The organism is Micromonospora sp. NPDC005254 (assembly GCF_042872525.1).
Classification (GTDB): domain Bacteria; phylum Actinomycetota; class Actinomycetes; order Mycobacteriales; family Micromonosporaceae; genus Micromonospora.
In genome coordinates this window covers 320,894-335,246 of sequence record NZ_JBIAKM010000005.1, presented here as the reverse complement: position 1 = coordinate 335,246, position 14,353 = coordinate 320,894, and the positions used below count along the sequence as shown (strand labels likewise).

15 protein-coding genes are annotated in these 14,353 nt (G+C 73.1%); 3 read left to right on the top strand and 12 right to left on the bottom strand.

The window, feature by feature from the left end; translation table 11 throughout:
- On the bottom strand, positions 1-1,266 hold a 1,266-nt coding region (locus tag ACFYPR_RS17990), incomplete at its 3' end, for an MFS transporter (protein ID WP_387260933.1).
- A 319-nt stretch (positions 1,267-1,585) separates the two neighbouring features.
- Between ACFYPR_RS17990 and ACFYPR_RS17985 the strand changes: the two genes are divergently transcribed.
- Complete coding sequence (locus ACFYPR_RS17985) at positions 1,586-2,503, top strand: DMT family transporter (protein ID WP_387260931.1); 918 nt, start codon at positions 1,586-1,588, stop codon at positions 2,501-2,503.
- On the opposite strand, the gene ACFYPR_RS17980 is transcribed toward ACFYPR_RS17985, so the two are convergent.
- The 6 genes from ACFYPR_RS17980 to ACFYPR_RS17955 all read right to left on the bottom strand — a co-directional run bounded on the left by ACFYPR_RS17980 (position 2,466) and on the right by ACFYPR_RS17955 (position 7,400).
- Positions 2,466-3,410, bottom strand: a complete 945-nt coding sequence (locus ACFYPR_RS17980) for a diacylglycerol kinase family protein (RefSeq protein ID WP_387261242.1) — start codon at positions 3,408-3,410, stop codon at positions 2,466-2,468. The two genes, ACFYPR_RS17985 and ACFYPR_RS17980, sit on opposite strands and share 38 nt — an antisense overlap.
- Before the next feature lie 212 nt (positions 3,411-3,622).
- On the bottom strand, positions 3,623-4,576 hold the full coding sequence (gene tatC, locus ACFYPR_RS17975; RefSeq protein ID WP_387260928.1) for a twin-arginine translocase subunit TatC: 954 nt from the start codon (positions 4,574-4,576) through the stop codon (positions 3,623-3,625).
- An 18-nt stretch (positions 4,577-4,594) separates the two neighbouring features.
- A complete protein-coding gene (gene tatA / locus ACFYPR_RS17970) occupies positions 4,595-4,909 on the bottom strand; it encodes a Sec-independent protein translocase subunit TatA (RefSeq protein ID WP_007459946.1) in 315 nt (104 codons plus the stop codon).
- Between the two features lie 181 nt (positions 4,910-5,090).
- On the bottom strand, positions 5,091-5,336 hold the full coding sequence (locus ACFYPR_RS17965) for a hypothetical protein (protein WP_354862726.1): 246 nt from the start codon (positions 5,334-5,336) through the stop codon (positions 5,091-5,093).
- A gap of 10 nt (positions 5,337-5,346) precedes the next feature.
- The gene (locus ACFYPR_RS17960; protein WP_354862724.1) at positions 5,347-6,405 is read right to left on the bottom strand and encodes a YafY family protein; all 1,059 of its coding nucleotides are present in this window, start codon (positions 6,403-6,405) and stop codon (positions 5,347-5,349) included.
- The gene (locus tag ACFYPR_RS17955) at positions 6,402-7,400 is read right to left on the bottom strand and encodes a helix-turn-helix transcriptional regulator (RefSeq protein WP_387184515.1); all 999 of its coding nucleotides are present in this window, start codon (positions 7,398-7,400) and stop codon (positions 6,402-6,404) included. The genes ACFYPR_RS17960 and ACFYPR_RS17955 overlap by 4 nt, the downstream gene beginning before the upstream one ends.
- A gap of 118 nt (positions 7,401-7,518) precedes the next feature.
- Between ACFYPR_RS17955 and ACFYPR_RS17950 the strand changes: the two genes are divergently transcribed.
- Positions 7,519-8,526, top strand: coding sequence for a cation diffusion facilitator family transporter (locus tag ACFYPR_RS17950; protein ID WP_354862721.1), 1,008 nt, complete (start codon positions 7,519-7,521; stop codon positions 8,524-8,526).
- 55 nt (positions 8,527-8,581) lie between these two features.
- Entirely contained in the window at positions 8,582-9,667 is a 1,086-nt protein-coding gene (locus tag ACFYPR_RS17945; RefSeq protein WP_387184512.1) for a DUF3866 family protein, read from the top strand.
- 177 nt (positions 9,668-9,844) lie between these two features.
- Here the strand turns inward: ACFYPR_RS17945 and ACFYPR_RS17940 are convergent, their stop codons facing one another.
- The 5 genes from ACFYPR_RS17940 to rfbA all read right to left on the bottom strand — a co-directional run bounded on the left by ACFYPR_RS17940 (position 9,845) and on the right by rfbA (position 14,283).
- Positions 9,845-10,870 (bottom strand): cupin domain-containing protein, encoded by a 1,026-nt coding sequence (locus tag ACFYPR_RS17940; RefSeq protein ID WP_354862564.1) that lies wholly within the window; start codon positions 10,868-10,870, stop codon positions 9,845-9,847.
- Between the two features lie 206 nt (positions 10,871-11,076).
- A complete protein-coding gene (locus ACFYPR_RS17935) occupies positions 11,077-11,280 on the bottom strand; it encodes a hypothetical protein (RefSeq protein WP_354862562.1) in 204 nt (67 codons plus the stop codon).
- Positions 11,281-11,348: 68 nt separating this feature from the next.
- Positions 11,349-12,707: a Pup--protein ligase gene (gene pafA, locus ACFYPR_RS17930; RefSeq protein WP_234581936.1), complete on the bottom strand. Its 1,359-nt coding sequence runs from the start codon at positions 12,705-12,707 to the stop codon at positions 11,349-11,351.
- A gap of 68 nt (positions 12,708-12,775) precedes the next feature.
- On the bottom strand, positions 12,776-13,399 hold the full coding sequence (rfbC, locus tag ACFYPR_RS17925) for a dTDP-4-dehydrorhamnose 3,5-epimerase (protein WP_363940569.1): 624 nt from the start codon (positions 13,397-13,399) through the stop codon (positions 12,776-12,778).
- Positions 13,396-14,283, bottom strand: coding sequence for a glucose-1-phosphate thymidylyltransferase RfbA (rfbA, locus tag ACFYPR_RS17920; RefSeq protein WP_354862559.1), 888 nt, complete (start codon positions 14,281-14,283; stop codon positions 13,396-13,398). Before rfbA ends, rfbC begins: the two co-directional genes overlap by 4 nt.
- Positions 14,284-14,353: the final 70 nt, after the last annotated feature.

Here is a 14,353-nt window from a genome sequence, read left to right as displayed (position 1 = left end):
CCCCGGGGGGCCCCCCCCCCCCCCGCGGGGGCGGGGCCGGGGGGGGGGGGCCCCCCCCGCCCCGGCGACCGCCTCCCGCAGGGGCCGCCAGGCGATGGCGGCGATCGCCGCCATCGCGACGGCGGCGATCCAGAACGGTGTGGTGATCTCCCAGGCGCTGGCGAACAGGCCGCCGAGGAGCGAGCCCAGCGCCGCGCCGCCGAGATCCAGCAATGCGTACACGCTGCCGACCCGGCCGCGCAGGTGCGCAGGCACGACCCGTTGCCGGACCGAGGTGACGGTGATGCCCCACACCATGGCATGGATGCTGAACACGACCAGCACGACGGCGGCGACCCAGGGTGTCGTCGTGGTCGCGAGGCACACGTGCGTCACGACCTCGATCACCAGGCCGGCACGCAACACGGTGGCGCTGCCGAGCGCGCGCGTGAGCATCGTGGCGACTGCGGTGCCGACCAGGCCGCCGACCGCGAACGCGGACAACAGAAATCCGTAGCCGACGGCGGATACACCCAGGCGCTCCCGGCAGTAGAGCACGAACACGGCGAACGCGGCACCGAACGCGATGTTGCCCAGTCCCATGCTCACGGCGAGGGTCCGCAGCAGTCGGTGCCGCCACAACCACCGCACGCCGGCGGCGACCTCGGCACGCAGCGAGGCCCGCCGAGGCGGATCGCCAACGACGGGGACGCGCCGGATGCCCGCGATCAGCGCTGCGGACGTCGCGAAGGTGAGCGCGTCGACCCCGAACGGCACCGCCGCCGCGACGACGAACAACCACGCGCCCAGCGGCTTCGCGACGAACTGGTTACCGATGGTGAAGCTCGCGTAGAGCCGAGCGTTGGCGCGCGGCAGTTCCTCCGGGGCGACCACCGCCGGGAGCAGGGCACCCAGCGCGGTGTCCGCGAGGGTTTCGCCCGTACCCAGAAGGAAGAGCACCGCGTAGATGACGGCCACCGAGACAGTTCCGGTCGCGATGGTCGTCGACAACGCCGCCAGGGCCGCGGCGCGGGCCAGGTTGACGACCACGACCAGACGGCGACGGTCGAGCCGATCGACGTAGGCACCGCTGACCAGGGCGAACAGCAGCCAGGGCAGTTGCTGCGCGAAGACGGCGCCGGCGATGAGGGCCGGGTTGTCGCTGACGGAGGCGACCAGCAGCGGGCCGGCGGCCATGGTGACACCGTCGCCGACGTTGGACACCGCCGCAGCGGTCCACAGTTTGGTGAAGTCCGCGCCGAGACGCGCGGATATAAGGGCACGCACAAGAGCTCCTCGAGCCAGGGAAGGAAACGGTCGTCGTGGGACCGCTCCGCGGCGAGGAGCACCAGACCCCCGGAGGTGATCTCCGGCGGCGCCCGATCAGTGCCGGGCGTGCCCTCGCGGCGAAGCGGAGACCGTGACCATGGCGAGGCGCATGCCAGCTCCCAACTGTGGATCAATACCGGTCCGAGCAGGATAGCTGGCCATCGACGCTCTCGTATCCCCGAAGCGCGACCCGCTCGCCACCAACCGGGCGACGCGGCTCGCGTTCTTCCGACGGTCGACACCGCCGGAGAGCACTGCGGGCTGACCGCCTAGCGTCGTGCTCGTGACAGAGACCCTGCTGCCCGCACCGCGCCCGGCCGACGCGCCCCCGCAGCGCCGCGGCGGCGTCCTCGCCGTGGGGCTGGTGCTCGGCGGGGCGCTGTCGGTGCAGTTCGGCTCCGCCCTGGCCGCGCTGCTCTTTCCGCGTACCGGGGTGGCCGGGGCGGTCACCCTGCGGCTGACGATCTCGGCGGTGCTGCTGCTCGTCGTGTGCCGGCCCCGGCTGCGCGGGTACGACCGCTCGGCCTGGCTCGCGGCCGGCGCGTTCGGGCTGGCCCTGGCCGGCATGAACTCGCTGTTCTACCAGGCCATCGAGCGGATCCCGCTCGGCCCGACGGTGACCCTGGAGGTGCTCGGTCCGCTGGCGCTGTCGGTGTTCACCGCCCGTCGGCTGGCGAGCTGGTGCTGGGCCGGGCTCGCGCTGGCCGGGGTGGCGCTGCTCGGGCAGGGCGGCTTCGACCGGCTCAACCCGGCGGGGGTGGCCTTCGCGTTCGGCGCGGGCGCGATGTGGGCGGCGTACATCGTGCTCAGCGCGCGGGTCGGCGGCCGGTTCCCGGGCGCGGACGGGCTGGCCCTCGCGCTGACCCTCGCCGCGCTGGTCACCCTGCCGCTGGGCATCGTCGACGGCGGCGCCGTCCTGCTCGACCCGAGGGTGCTGGCGCTGGGCACCGCCCTCGCGGTGCTCGCCTCCGGGCTCCCGTACACCCTGGAGCTGCTGGCGCTGCGCCGGATGCCCACCGCCACCTTCGCGGTGCTGATGAGCCTCGGCCCGGCCATCGCCACCCTCGCCGGATGGCTAGTGCTGCGGCAGGCGCTGACGCTGCTGGAATGCGCCGCCATCGTGCTGGTCATCGCCGCCAGCATCGGCGCGGTACGGGTCAGAGCAGCAGTCGCAGAGCCCCCGGCACGGCAGTGATCGTCACCGGCAGGCGCAGCGAGCGTTCCCCGTCGGCGTACGTGACGATGTCGTCGGCGGCCAACTCCACGGTGCGGGCCCGGTAGCTGCTCACCAGCGGGTGGCTCACGTGGGTGCCCTGGTAGATGCGCGGCTTGACCCGGATCAGGGTCCGCCGGTCGACCCGACCGGCCACCACCACGTCCAGCAGCCCATCGGTCGGATCGGCCTCGGGACAGATCCGCATCCCACCGCCGTACGTCGGGCAGTTGCCCACCGCCACCAGCACCGCGTCCATCTCGTGCGGCACCCCGTCCAGGCGCAGCGTGTAGCGGCGGGGCCGGAGCCGGGCCAGCTCGACCACGATCGCCAGGTCGTACCGGCGGGGGCCGCGCGGCCAGCGCATCCGGTTGGCGCGCTCGTTGACGATCGCGTCGAAGCCCGCCGCGAGGACGGCGCCGTACCAGCGCTCGGCCCCGTCGGCGCCGGTCATCCGGGCCAGGTCGACGACGCGGGTCCGGCCGGCGCGCAGCGCCTCGGCGATCACCGCCACGGCGGCGACGGGATCGGCCGGAAAGCCGGTGTCGAGGGCGAAGTCGTTGCCGGTGCCGGCCGGTACCGGCCCGAACGGCACGTCGGTGCCGGCGGCGGCCTGCATGGCCCGGTGCACGGTGCCGTCCCCGCCGATCGCGACCAGCGCGCCGACGCCGTCGGCGACAGCGGTACGACACGCCGCCTCCGCCTCGTCCGGACTGGACGCCGACAGCAACCGGACCGGGCGGCCGGCGGCGGCCAGCCCGTCCAGCAGTCGGGGCAGCAGCGCCCGGTGCCGCCCCCGGCCGGCCGTCGGGTTGGCGAGCACGGCCACCGGGCCACCCTCGTCCCGGGCGCGGTCGACCGAGTCGCGGGCGGGCGGGGTGCGCTCGATCGGCCCATCGGTGGGCGGGCCGGGCAGGTGATCGTCTGCGGTCACGGGCAGCACCGTACCGGTCGGACACCCGCCGTTCACCAGGGGCGGCCGACGTCACGATCAGTCTCACCGCCGGCGCGTGGGGTGAGCGTCTGACGGGGCCGCTGACGCGACGACGCCGCCCCCGGCAGGCGGGGACGGCGTCGGTGGACTCCGGCGGCGCGGGGCCGTCAGGTCATGTCGTCGTAGCGGCGTTCGATGGGCGCCGGCTTCGCGATCGGCTCGGGCGCGCCGATCGGCGCGGTCGCGTCGACCCGCTGCCCGGCCACGACCGGGTCCGTGTCGAACTCCAGCGGCGAGACCTCGTCGTCGTCGAGACCGGCGTAGACCTCCTTGCCCCGCCCACGCCGCTTGTCGTTGATGAACGCGACGCCCACCGCGCCGAAGTAGAGCGCGGAGAGGCAGACCGCCAGGGCGGTCATCCCGAACGGGTCCGGGGTGGGGGTGACCACGGCGGAGAACGCGAAGAACACGAAGATCGCCACCCGCCACCAGCTGAGCAGCCGCTTCGCGCTCGCCAGGCCGACGAAGTTGAGCATCAGCACGACCAGCGGGAACTCGAACGCCACACCGAACAGCAGGATCAGGTTGGTGACGAACGAGATGTAGCGGGTGACTTCCAGGGTGGTCGAGATGTCGTCGCCGGACACGTTCATCAGGAACTCGAGGCCCTTGGCGGTGACGAAGAACGCCAGCACCGCGCCGGCGGCGAAGAGCGGTGCCGCCAGGGCCGTGAAGGCGTAGGCGTAGCGCCGCTCGTGCCGGTGTAGCCCGGGCGCGATGAACGCCCAGAGCTGGTAGAGCCAGATCGGCGCCGCGATGATCAGGCCCACCCACAGGCCGATCTTCAGGTTCAGCAGGAAGACGTCCGCCGGACCGAGCTGGACGAACAGGCACTTGTTGGTCTCCGGGTCGACCGACCCGGGCAGATCGCAGTACGGCTTCGACAGCAGCACCCGGACCGGCTCGGCCAGCCAGATACCGAAGCCGAAGCCGATCATGATTGCCAGCGACGCGCGGAAGAGACGGTTGCGCAGCTCACGGACGTGCTCGATGAGCGTCATCGAGCCGTCGGCGGCCCGTTCGAAGGTGCTCGGGCCGCGCTTACGCAGGGCGAAGGCCACGGTGGTGGGGCCCTTCGGTCAGTTGTCGCGGACGCGGTGCACCGGGTCGACGACCGGCTGCTGCGCCGGCGCCTGCTGGTACGGCGCCTGCTGCGGCTGCCCGGCGTACGGCGCCTGCTGGCCGGCGTGCGGCGGCAGCGGCTGGTAGCCGGCCTGTGCGTCGGCCTTCTCGGCCAGGTCGCGGTCGTCGTCCTGCAGGCTCTTGGTCTCGGCCTTGATGATCCGCAGCGAGCGACCCAGCGAGCGGGCCGCGTCGGGAAGCCGCTTCGCACCGAAGAGCAGGATCAGCACAACCACGAGAACTGCGATGTGCCACGGCTTGAGGGCACCCATGAGAAGCTCCAGTCGCTCTGTGTCCGGGGGGTGATACGCAGCCCATCGTACGTGTGGATGGACCGAATGCCACCTGCCGGGGATGATGATCAGGGCCCGGCCGGTGAAGTCTTGACCAACCGCGATGATCAGTCAACCATCGCCACCCGGCCGGGGGACGACGGTGGCCGACAGAGGTCGGTCAGCCGCGCTTGGCCTTGATCACGGCGAGTCGCTGCTGGGCGGTGTCGAGCTGGCGCTGGACACCCTCGGCGCGCTGCTGCAACGCCTCGGCGGTCTCCCGGAGCGCCTCCGCCTCAGTGGCCCGCCGCTGCAACGCCACCGCGGCGCGGCGCAGCTGGGGCAGCCGGCTCAGCACCGGGCGGACGGCCAGCGCGAGCGCCACGAGCGGGAGCAGCACCACCGCGAGCACGATCCAGATCAGCACGCCGGTCAGCCTACTGGGTGCGGGCGGCCACCGCCGGATCGCCCGACGGCACGCCGGCCGGCACGGAATCGGCCGGCGCACGCCGGGGAACAGCCGCCGGCACGGCGTACGCGTCGAGCGCGGCGGCGGCTGTCGCCCGGACCTGTTCGGCCAGCTCGACCGGGGCGACCACTGTGACGTCCGGGCCGAGGCCCAGCACGAACCGCCGCGCCCACCCCAGGTCGGTCACCCGCAGCGACACGAGCCACTGGTCGCCGTCGCCGGCCTCGACCCGCTCGCACGGGTAGTACTCGGTGATCCACCGCTCGCCCCGCCCGATCCGCAGTGTGATCAGCGGCAGGTCGGGCGACGGCCGGAAGACACCCTCGGTGAGGTCGTGCGGGACAGCCTGCGGCGGGACGGTGGCCGGCTCGTCCAGTTCGGTGATCGCGTCGATCCGGTCGGCCCGGAACAGCCGGACCGCCTCCGCGCGCCGGCACCACGCCTCCACGTACGCCCGACCGCCGACCATCAGCATCCGCAGCGGGTCGACGACGCGCTCGGTGGTCTCGTCCCGGGCCGCGGTGTAGTAGGTGATCCGCAGCGCCTTTCCGCCCTCCACGGCCGAGCGCAGCGCCTCGACCCGCCGGGTGTCCCCGGGCAGCCGGACCGCGACCGGTGCGCCCACCAGGTCACCGGCGGCGTCCTCGATCTTCGCGAGGGCCCGCTCGATGGCCTCCCGGTTGGCCACGCCTGGGGTCTCGGCGAGCATCCGCAGCGCCACCACGAGCGCGAGGGCCTCGTCGGGGGTGAGCCGCAGCGGCCGGTCGATGCCGGCGTCGTAGGTGATGGTCACCCGGTCGCCGTCGAACGCCATGTCGATCAGGTCACCGGGGCCGTAACCGGGCAGCCCACACACCCACAGCAGCTCCAGGTCCTCCCGGAGCTGTCGTTCGGTGACGCCCAGGTCACCGGCCGCCTCGGCGATCTCGATGCCGGGCCGGGCCAGCAGGTAGGGAACCAGGTTGAGCAGCCGCGCCAGTCGGTCGGCGGAGGCGCGGGAACCGCCGCGGGCGGCCGGGCGGGTCACCGGGCACCCCCGGAGACGGTCAGCTCGTCGTGCCGGACGGCGATCTCCTTGAGTCGCTGGATGACCGCCTCGCGGACCTCCGGCGGGTCGAGCACCCGCACGTCCGGGCCGTACCCGACGAGCTGGCCGGCCAGAGAGTCCGGGTCGGCGTACGGCAGGACCAGCTGGTCGCCGTCCGGCCCGGCGGTCACCTGCACCGCCCAGCGACGCAGGCCGGCGGCCCGCCCGGGCGTCGCCAGCACGGTGGCCCGGCCGGTGCGCTCCACCGGCCCGGACCAGCGGGCCACGTGGCTGATCAGGTCGACGCCGGCCGGCGGCTCGTACGCGCCGGGTGCGCCGGTCACCCGGACCGCGCCGACCACCCGGGACAGGCGGAAGCAGCGGGTCGCCGCGCGGTCCAGGTCGTGGCCGACCACGTACCACCGCCCGCGCCAGCAGACCACGCCCCACGGTTGCAGCCGGCGGCGGCTGGGGGCGTCCCGGTCGGGCACCCGGTAGTCGAACCCGACCTCGCGGCGGTCCCGCGCGGCGGCGGTCAGCGGCGCGAACGCGGGATCGACGGTGACCATCGGCTCCATGCCGAGGGTGGCCTGCGGGTCGACGTCCACCCCGGCGGCGCGCAGCTTGGCCAGCCCGGACGACGCGGCGGCGGCCAGCCCGGCGTGCTGCCACAGGCGGGCGGCGATGCCGACCGCGGCGGCCTCGTCGGGTTCCAGGGGGATGTCGGGCAGCGCGTACTCGCGGTGGGCGATGCGGTAGCCGGGCTCGGCGTCGAAGACGCTGGCCGTGCCGGTCTCCAGCGGGACGCCCAGCTCGCGCAGCTCGGCCTTGTCCCGCTCGAACTTGCGCTGGAACGCCTCGTGGTCGCGCGCGTCGTCGGGGTCGTGCTCGTAGCCGGGCACGGTCGCGGCGATCTGCGCGGCGGTCAGGAACCGTCGCGTGGACAGGAGGCAGATCACCAGGTTGACCAGGCGTTCGGTGCGGGTCCGCGACACGGGTAGACGCTAGCAGCCGACGCGGCGCAGGCGTGCACCCACGCGGGCATGCCGCACACTTGTTCGGATCGGACCCCTCCCCCGGCGCGTCGCCGCCCGCGGCCATAGTGTTGCCCTCATGTCGCAGGGCGAGATGAATACCGAGAGCGAGAGCGTCGGCACCGTGGTCGTCGCGGGCGCCGCCAACCTCGCCATCGCGATCGCCAAGCTGGTCGCCGGGCTGATCTCCGGGTCGGCCGCGATGCTCTCCGAGGCGGCGCACTCGGTCGCCGACACGACCACCGAGGTGCTGCTGTTCCAGGCGCTGCGCCGCGGGGCCCGCCCGGCCGACCAACGACACCCCTTCGGGTACGGCAAGGAGAGCTACGTCTGGGCGTTCTTCGCCGCCATGTTCACCTTCGTGGCCGGCGCCGGCTTCGCCGTCACCCACGGTGTCACCACCATCCTCGTGCACGAGCACAGCGGCAACTATCTGATCTCGTACATCGTCCTCGCGGTGTCGTTCGTCATCGAGTCGATCTCGCTGGCCCGGGCCGTGCGGCAGGTCCGCCGCGAGTCCCAGCGCTGGGACACCACACCCCGCCGGTTCCTGCGACTGACCGCCGACACCACCGTCAAGGCGGTCTTCCTGGAGGACAGCGCGGCCCTGATCGGCCTGCTGCTGGCCGCGCTCGGCGTCGGCCTGTCCCAGGCCACCGGCGACGAGGTGTGGGACGGCATCGCGTCGATCCTGATCGGGTTGCTGCTGCTGGCCGTCGCCGGGATCCTGGCCAGCAACAACCTGTCGCTGCTGGTCGGCCGGGCCGTCCCGGAGCGGCTGCGCCGCGAGATCGAACGCGACCTGGCCGGGCTGCCCGAGGTCGAGCGCATCGACACCCTGCTGACGATGCAGCTCGGCCCGGACGACATCCTCGTCGCCGCGAAGGTCGACTTCCGTGACGAGGCCACCGGCGCGGCCATCGAGGCCACCGCCGACGAGGCCGAGCGGCGGCTCACCGGCCGGTACCCGGAGATCCGCTACGTCTTCCTCGACCCGACCCGCTCGCTGCCGGGAGCCGCCGGGCGGGCGCGCGACACCCAGGCCAGGCCGAGCGCGGACGCCGGCGGCGAGCCCGACCCCGCCTGAGGGGCGGGCCGACCCGAGCGCGGGCCGGCTGGTCCGCGCGGCTAGCGTGCCCGTCATGGTGCGATGGCGGACGGGGACGGTGGCGGCGCTGCGGCGGCAGTGGACCGGGGCGGTGGAACTCGACGTCGACCTGCCCGACGGCACGCGCATGCGGGCGCTGGCCTATCCCGAGCTGGTCGGCACGCCCGAGCCGGGTGACCGGGTGCTGCTCAACGCCGGTGCGCTGCTGATGGGGTTGGGCACCGGCGGGTACGCCCTCGTGGTGGCCCTGCCGGACCGGCTGCCGCCGGACCCGCCGGACGCCGGTGACACCCGCGACGCCGGGCACCTGGTCAAGGCCCGCTACACCCCGTTGCAGCCGATCCTGCTCGGCGTCGACGAGGAGGCCAGCCCGCACCGCGCCCTGCTGGCCGACGCCGACGACCTGGGTGGGATGCCGGTGGTCACCGCCGACCTGCACTCGGCGCTGCCGGCGATTCTGGCCGGCATCCGGGCCGAGGCCCCGCACGCCCGGGTGGCGTACCTGCTCACCGACGGCGGGGCGTTGCCGGCCTGGTTCTCCCGCACGCTCGCCGGGCTGCGCGACGAGCTGGCCGGGACGATCACCGTCGGGCAGGCGTTCGGCGGCGACCTGGAGGCCACCACCCTGCACGGCGGCCTGCTCGCCGCCCGCCACGTGCTGGACGCGGACGTGGCGATCGTGGCCCAGGGGCCCGGCAACCTGGGCACCGGCACCCGGTGGGGTTTCTCCGGCGTCGCCGTCGGCGAGGCCGTCAACGCGATCGCCACGCTCGGCGGCCGGCCGGTCGGCTCACTGCGCATCTCCGACGCCGACCCCCGCCCCCGACACCGGGGCGTGTCGCACCACAGCCTCACCGCGTACGGCCGGGTGGCCCTCGCCCCGGCGGAGCTGGTGGTGCCCGACGACCTGGACCCGGCCCTCGCGGCCGAGGTCGACGCGGCGCTGGCGCCGCTGACGGCCCGACACCGGATCGTCCGAGTGCCCACCGCCGGCCTGGACGCCGCGCTGCGCGCCAGCGCCGTGCCGCTGTCCACGATGGGCCGCAACCTCGACGCCGACCACGCCTACTTCGTGTCCGCCGCCGCAGCCGGCCGCCACGCCACCACCCACCTCCCCTGACCGCACCCCGCCCCAACCCCCACCCGCCCGCCCGCCCGCGTTGATCATGAAGTTATTGCCCCGACACGCCGGGCGGGCGGGCAATAACTTCATGATCAACCCCGGGCGGGACCGGGGTGGGGACCGGGTGGGACGCGGGCGGGACCTGGGTGGGAGGGTGACGGTCGGGTCAGCGGATCACCCGAACCGGGGCTTGCGGAACATCTCCAGGAAGACCAGCGGCTCGGTGCCGAGGTTCTCGATGTAGTGGCCGTAGGCGAACGGCACGTACCCGACGTCACCCGAGCGCATGTCGAAGGTGCCCGCCACGCCCTGACTGGCGAACACGCCCATCCGGCCGTGGCCGGAGAGGTAGTACTGCCACTCGTCGTCGGTCGGGTGCCAGTGCAGCTCGCGCAGCTCGCCCGGATCGACCTCGACCAGCGCGGCGCAGATCGCGGTGGCCGCCGGGAACTGGGTGACGTCGGCGATGCGGACCTGGCCGCCCGCGAACCGCTGCGGCTGCTGCGCGAGCAGCCGGTGGCTCAGGCTGCGGGGCACGTCCCCGCTCGGGCTGACCACCTTGTCGCGGTCCAGCGGCGGCGGCACCTGCCCCGCGAAGATGTACTTCTCCCGCTCCGGGATCGAGTCGAGCTGCTCAGGCCGCCACCCGAAGTTCTTGGCCAGCACGTCCTTCGGGGTGTGCGCGAAGAAGTCGCTGATCAGGAACGTGCTGTTCTCGGTGAACGCGCCGTCGTCGAAGACGAGCAGGAACTCCACGCCCTCGTCGAGCGCCTGGATGTGGTGCGGCACCCCCTGCGGAAAGAACCACAGGTCACCGGCGCGTACGTCGTCGAGGAAGTTGCGGCCCTCCTGGTCGACGGCGCTGATCCGGGCGCTGCCGCGCGACACGTACGCCCACTCGGACTGCTTGTGCCAGTGCAGCTCCCGGTACCCGCCCGGTTCCAGCGCCATGTCCACGCCGCTGAGCTCGGTGGCGACCGGCAGCTCCCGTACGGTCACCTCGCGGGTCCAACCGCCGCCCTGCACGCGGGCGTGCGCGTCGGAGAACGAGAACCGCAGGTTGGGCAGTGTCCCCGCGTCCGTGCTCGGCGGGGTCAGCAGATCGGGGTTCTGCCGGTCCCGGACCACGTCGCGCGGCCCGGGGTCCTGCCAGCCTCCCCCACCGCGTTCCGGCTGCGGCACCGTCCGGTCGTCGTCCATGATCGCCTCCCGCGTCGTCGCGTCCCGGTGTCGTCGGCGCAGTGGGCGGGCGGACCCGCCCGCGACGGCGACGTCGGCGGATACCCGTCGACGCGACCCGGCCGGGCCAACCTCTGGCCCCGGGAGGGTCACCGACGAACACCGCTCCCGCGACAGCGCGGGTGGGTCAGCAACGGACACCGCTCGCGCGACAGCGCGGGGCGGGATCAGGCGAGGAAGATCAGGGCGAGCCAGCCGCCCACGATGAGCACCAGCGCCAGGGCCAGCACCCACGTCGGCACGGTGTACTCACCGCGCCGGTTGCGGTCGATCTCGGCGCGGATCTTCTCCCGCCGGCGTTCGACCCAGTTCTGCCGCTCGGCGCCGCGCCCGGAGCGCTCGGAACGGTCGGATGGTTCAGAAGTCGTCATGGCGCGCCCAGCCTACCGGGCCGGCGGGCCCCGTCGGCGGCACACCACCGCCGGGGCCGGCACACCCGTCACATGCTGGCGATCAACCGCTCCACCCGCTCGTCGTACGCCCGGAACGGGTCCTTGCAGAGCACGGTGCGCTGTGCCTGGTCGTTGAGCTTCAGGTGCACCCAGTCGACGGTGAAGTCGCGCCGCTTCTCCTGGGCGTGCCGGATGAACTCGCCGCGCAGCCGCGCCCGTGTGGTCTGCGGCGGGGTCTCCTTGGCCTCGAAGATCTCCGGGTCGGTGGCCACCCGGTCCACCTCGCCGCGACGCTCCAGCAGCCCGTAGAGGCCCCGCCCACGGCGCACGTCGTGGTACGCCAGGTCCATCTGCGCCACCCGGGGGTGCGACAGCGGCAGGTCGTGCTTACGCTGGTAGCGCTCGATCAGCCGCAGCTTGCTGACCCAGTCGATCTCCCGCGAGACCGGCTCCAGGTCACCGCTCTCCACCGCGTTGAGCACCCGGCCCCACAGCTCGACGACCCGCTTGGCGGCCTGGTCGCCGCCGCGGCGCTCGACGAACTCGGTGGCCTTGGCCAGGTACTCCTGCTGGATGTCCAGCGCGCTGACCTCCTTGCCGGAGGCCAACCGCACCTTGCGCCGCCCGGTGATGTCGTGCGACACCTCGCGGATCGCCCGGATCGGGTTCTCCAGCGAGAGGTCCCGCATGACGACCCCGGCCTCGATCATCCGCAGCACGATGTCGGCGGTGCCGACCTTGAGCAGCGTGGTGACCTCGTTCATGTTCGAGTCGCCGACGATCACGTGCAGGCGCCGGTAGCGCTCGGCGTCGGCGTGCGGCTCGTCGCGGGTGTTGATGATCGGTCGGCTGCGGGTCGTCGCCGAGGAGACGCCCTCCCAGATGTGCTCGGCTCGCTGGGACAGGCAGTAGACCGCGCCACGCGGAGTCTGCAGGACCTTGCCGGCCCCACAGATCAACTGCCTGGTGACCAGGAACGGGATGAGCACGTCAGCGAGCCGGCCAAACTCGCCGTGCCGCGAGACCAGGTAGTTCTCGTGGCAGCCGTACGAGTTGCCGGCCGAGTCGGTGTTGTTCTTGAACAGGTAGATCTCACCTGCGATGCCCTCGTCGTGCAGCCGCTTCTCCGCGTCGACGAGCAGCCCCTCCAGGATCCGCTCGCCGGCCCGGTCGTGGGCCACCAGGTCGGTCACCGAGTCGCACTCCGGTGTCGCGTACTCCGGATGCGACCCGACGTCCAGGTAGAGACGGGCCCCGTTGCGCAGGAACACGTTGCTCGACCGGCCCCAGGACACGACGCGACGGAACAGATACCGCGCGACCTCGTCCGGGGACAGCCGCCGCTGCCCGCGATAGGTACAGGTGACGCCGTACTCGGTCTCGAGGCCGAAGATTCGCCGCTCCATGGTGTGACATTAGCCGCCCGGAGGCCCGGTTCGTCACTGTCACACCACAGGTCGCGCTTCGGGGGTGGTCACATACCGGCTGAGTGCGACATTCCGTCCGGCCCGAGACTGGCCACGAACCGCCGGCAGGCGTCGTACTCCGGCAGCAGGCCGCGCTCGCGGGCCTGCGCCAGGGTCGGCGCGGCGTCGTCGCGGGCGGACAGCAGCGGGACGTCGGCGGGCCACTCGATGCCCAGCTCCTCGTCCAGCGGGTGCACCGCGTGCTCGCCGGTCGGGTTGTACGTGGCCGAGCAGAGGTAGCTCAGCGTCGCGTCGTCGGTCAGCGCGCAGAATCCGTGCCCCAGCCCTTCGCTGAGGTAGACCGCCCGCCGGTCGGTGTCGTCCAGCCGGACGCCCTCCCACCGGCCGAAGGTCGGCGAGCCGACCCGCAGGTCCACGATCACGTCGAGAACCGCGCCGCGCACACACGTCACGTACTTGGCCTGCCCGGGCGGCACGTCGGCGAAGTGGACGCCGCGCACCACGCCGCGCGCCGAGACCGACAGGTTGGCCTGGGCCAGCCGCAGCGGGTGCCCCACCGCCTCGGCGAGGTGGTCGAAGCGGTACCACTCCATGAACATGCCGCGCGGGTCGCCGTGCTGCTGGGGGGTGATCTCCCAGGCGCCCTCGATGCCCAGCTCCCGGATCTTCATCGGCCCACCCGCGCTTCGTTCTTCTCGGCCAGCAGCCCGAACAGGTAGTCGCCGTAGCCGCTCTTGACCAGCGGTTCGGCGAGCGCGCGCAGCTGATCGTCGTCGATGAGGCCGGCCCGCCAGGCCACCTCCTCGACACAGCCGATCTTCAGGCCCTGCCGCTCCTCGATCACCCGGACGAACTCGCCGGCCTGCATCATCGAGGCGAACGTGCCGGTGTCCAGCCAGGCCGTGCCCCGGTCGAGCAGGGTGACGGACAGCTCGCCGGTCTCCCGGTACGCCTCGTTGACCGCCGTGATCTCCAGCTCGCCGCGAGCGCTCGGGGTGAGCTTGGCGGCGATGTCGACCACCCGGTTGTCGTAGAAGTACAGGCCGGGCACCGCGAAGCGGGACTTCGGCCGGGCCGGCTTCTCCTCGATCGAGAGCACCCGCCCCTCGGCGTCGAAGTCCACCACCCCGTACTCCTGCGGGTTGGCCACCGGGTACGCGAACACCCGGCCGCCGACCAGGTCGCCGTGGGCGGCGAGCTGCCGACCCAGGCCGACGCCGTGGAAGATGTTGTCGCCGAGGATCAGCGCCACCGACTCGTCACCGATGAAGTCCGCGCCCAGCACGAACGCCTGGGCGATGCCCTCCGGGCGGGCCTGCGTGACGTACTCCAGCCGCAGCCCGAACTGGCTGCCGTCGCCGAGCAACCGGCGGAACTGGTCCTGGTCCTCCGGTGTGGTGATCACCAGGATCTCCCGCACCCCGGACATCACCAGGGTGGAGAGGGGGTAGTAGATCATCGGCTTGTCGAAGACCGGCATCAGTTGCTTGGACACTGCCCGGGTGATCGGCCAGAGCCGGGAACCGGTGCCGCCGGCGAGTAGGATTCCGCGCACCGGGGGAGCTTAGCCGCTACCAGCCCGCCGGCATGTCGGTGGTCGCCGCCGACAGCCGGCCCACCGCTTC

Excerpts from the sequence above, each read along its gene's own strand:
- ACFYPR_RS17940 (WP_354862564.1), bottom strand. The coding sequence starts at position 10,870 with ATGGACGACGACCGGACGGTGCCGCAGCCGGAACGCGGTGGGGGAGGC.
- ACFYPR_RS17950 (WP_354862721.1), top strand. The coding sequence starts at position 7,519 with ATGTCGCAGGGCGAGATGAATACCGAGAGCGAGAGCGTCGGCACCGTG.
- pafA (WP_234581936.1), bottom strand. The coding sequence starts at position 12,707 with ATGGAGCGGCGAATCTTCGGCCTCGAGACCGAGTACGGCGTCACCTGT.
- ACFYPR_RS17945 (WP_387184512.1), top strand. The coding sequence starts at position 8,582 with ATGGTGCGATGGCGGACGGGGACGGTGGCGGCGCTGCGGCGGCAGTGG.
- tatA (WP_007459946.1), bottom strand. The coding sequence starts at position 4,909 with ATGGGTGCCCTCAAGCCGTGGCACATCGCAGTTCTCGTGGTTGTGCTG.
- ACFYPR_RS17935 (WP_354862562.1), bottom strand. The coding sequence starts at position 11,280 with ATGACGACTTCTGAACCATCCGACCGTTCCGAGCGCTCCGGGCGCGGC.
- rfbC (WP_363940569.1), bottom strand. The coding sequence starts at position 13,399 with ATGAAGATCCGGGAGCTGGGCATCGAGGGCGCCTGGGAGATCACCCCC.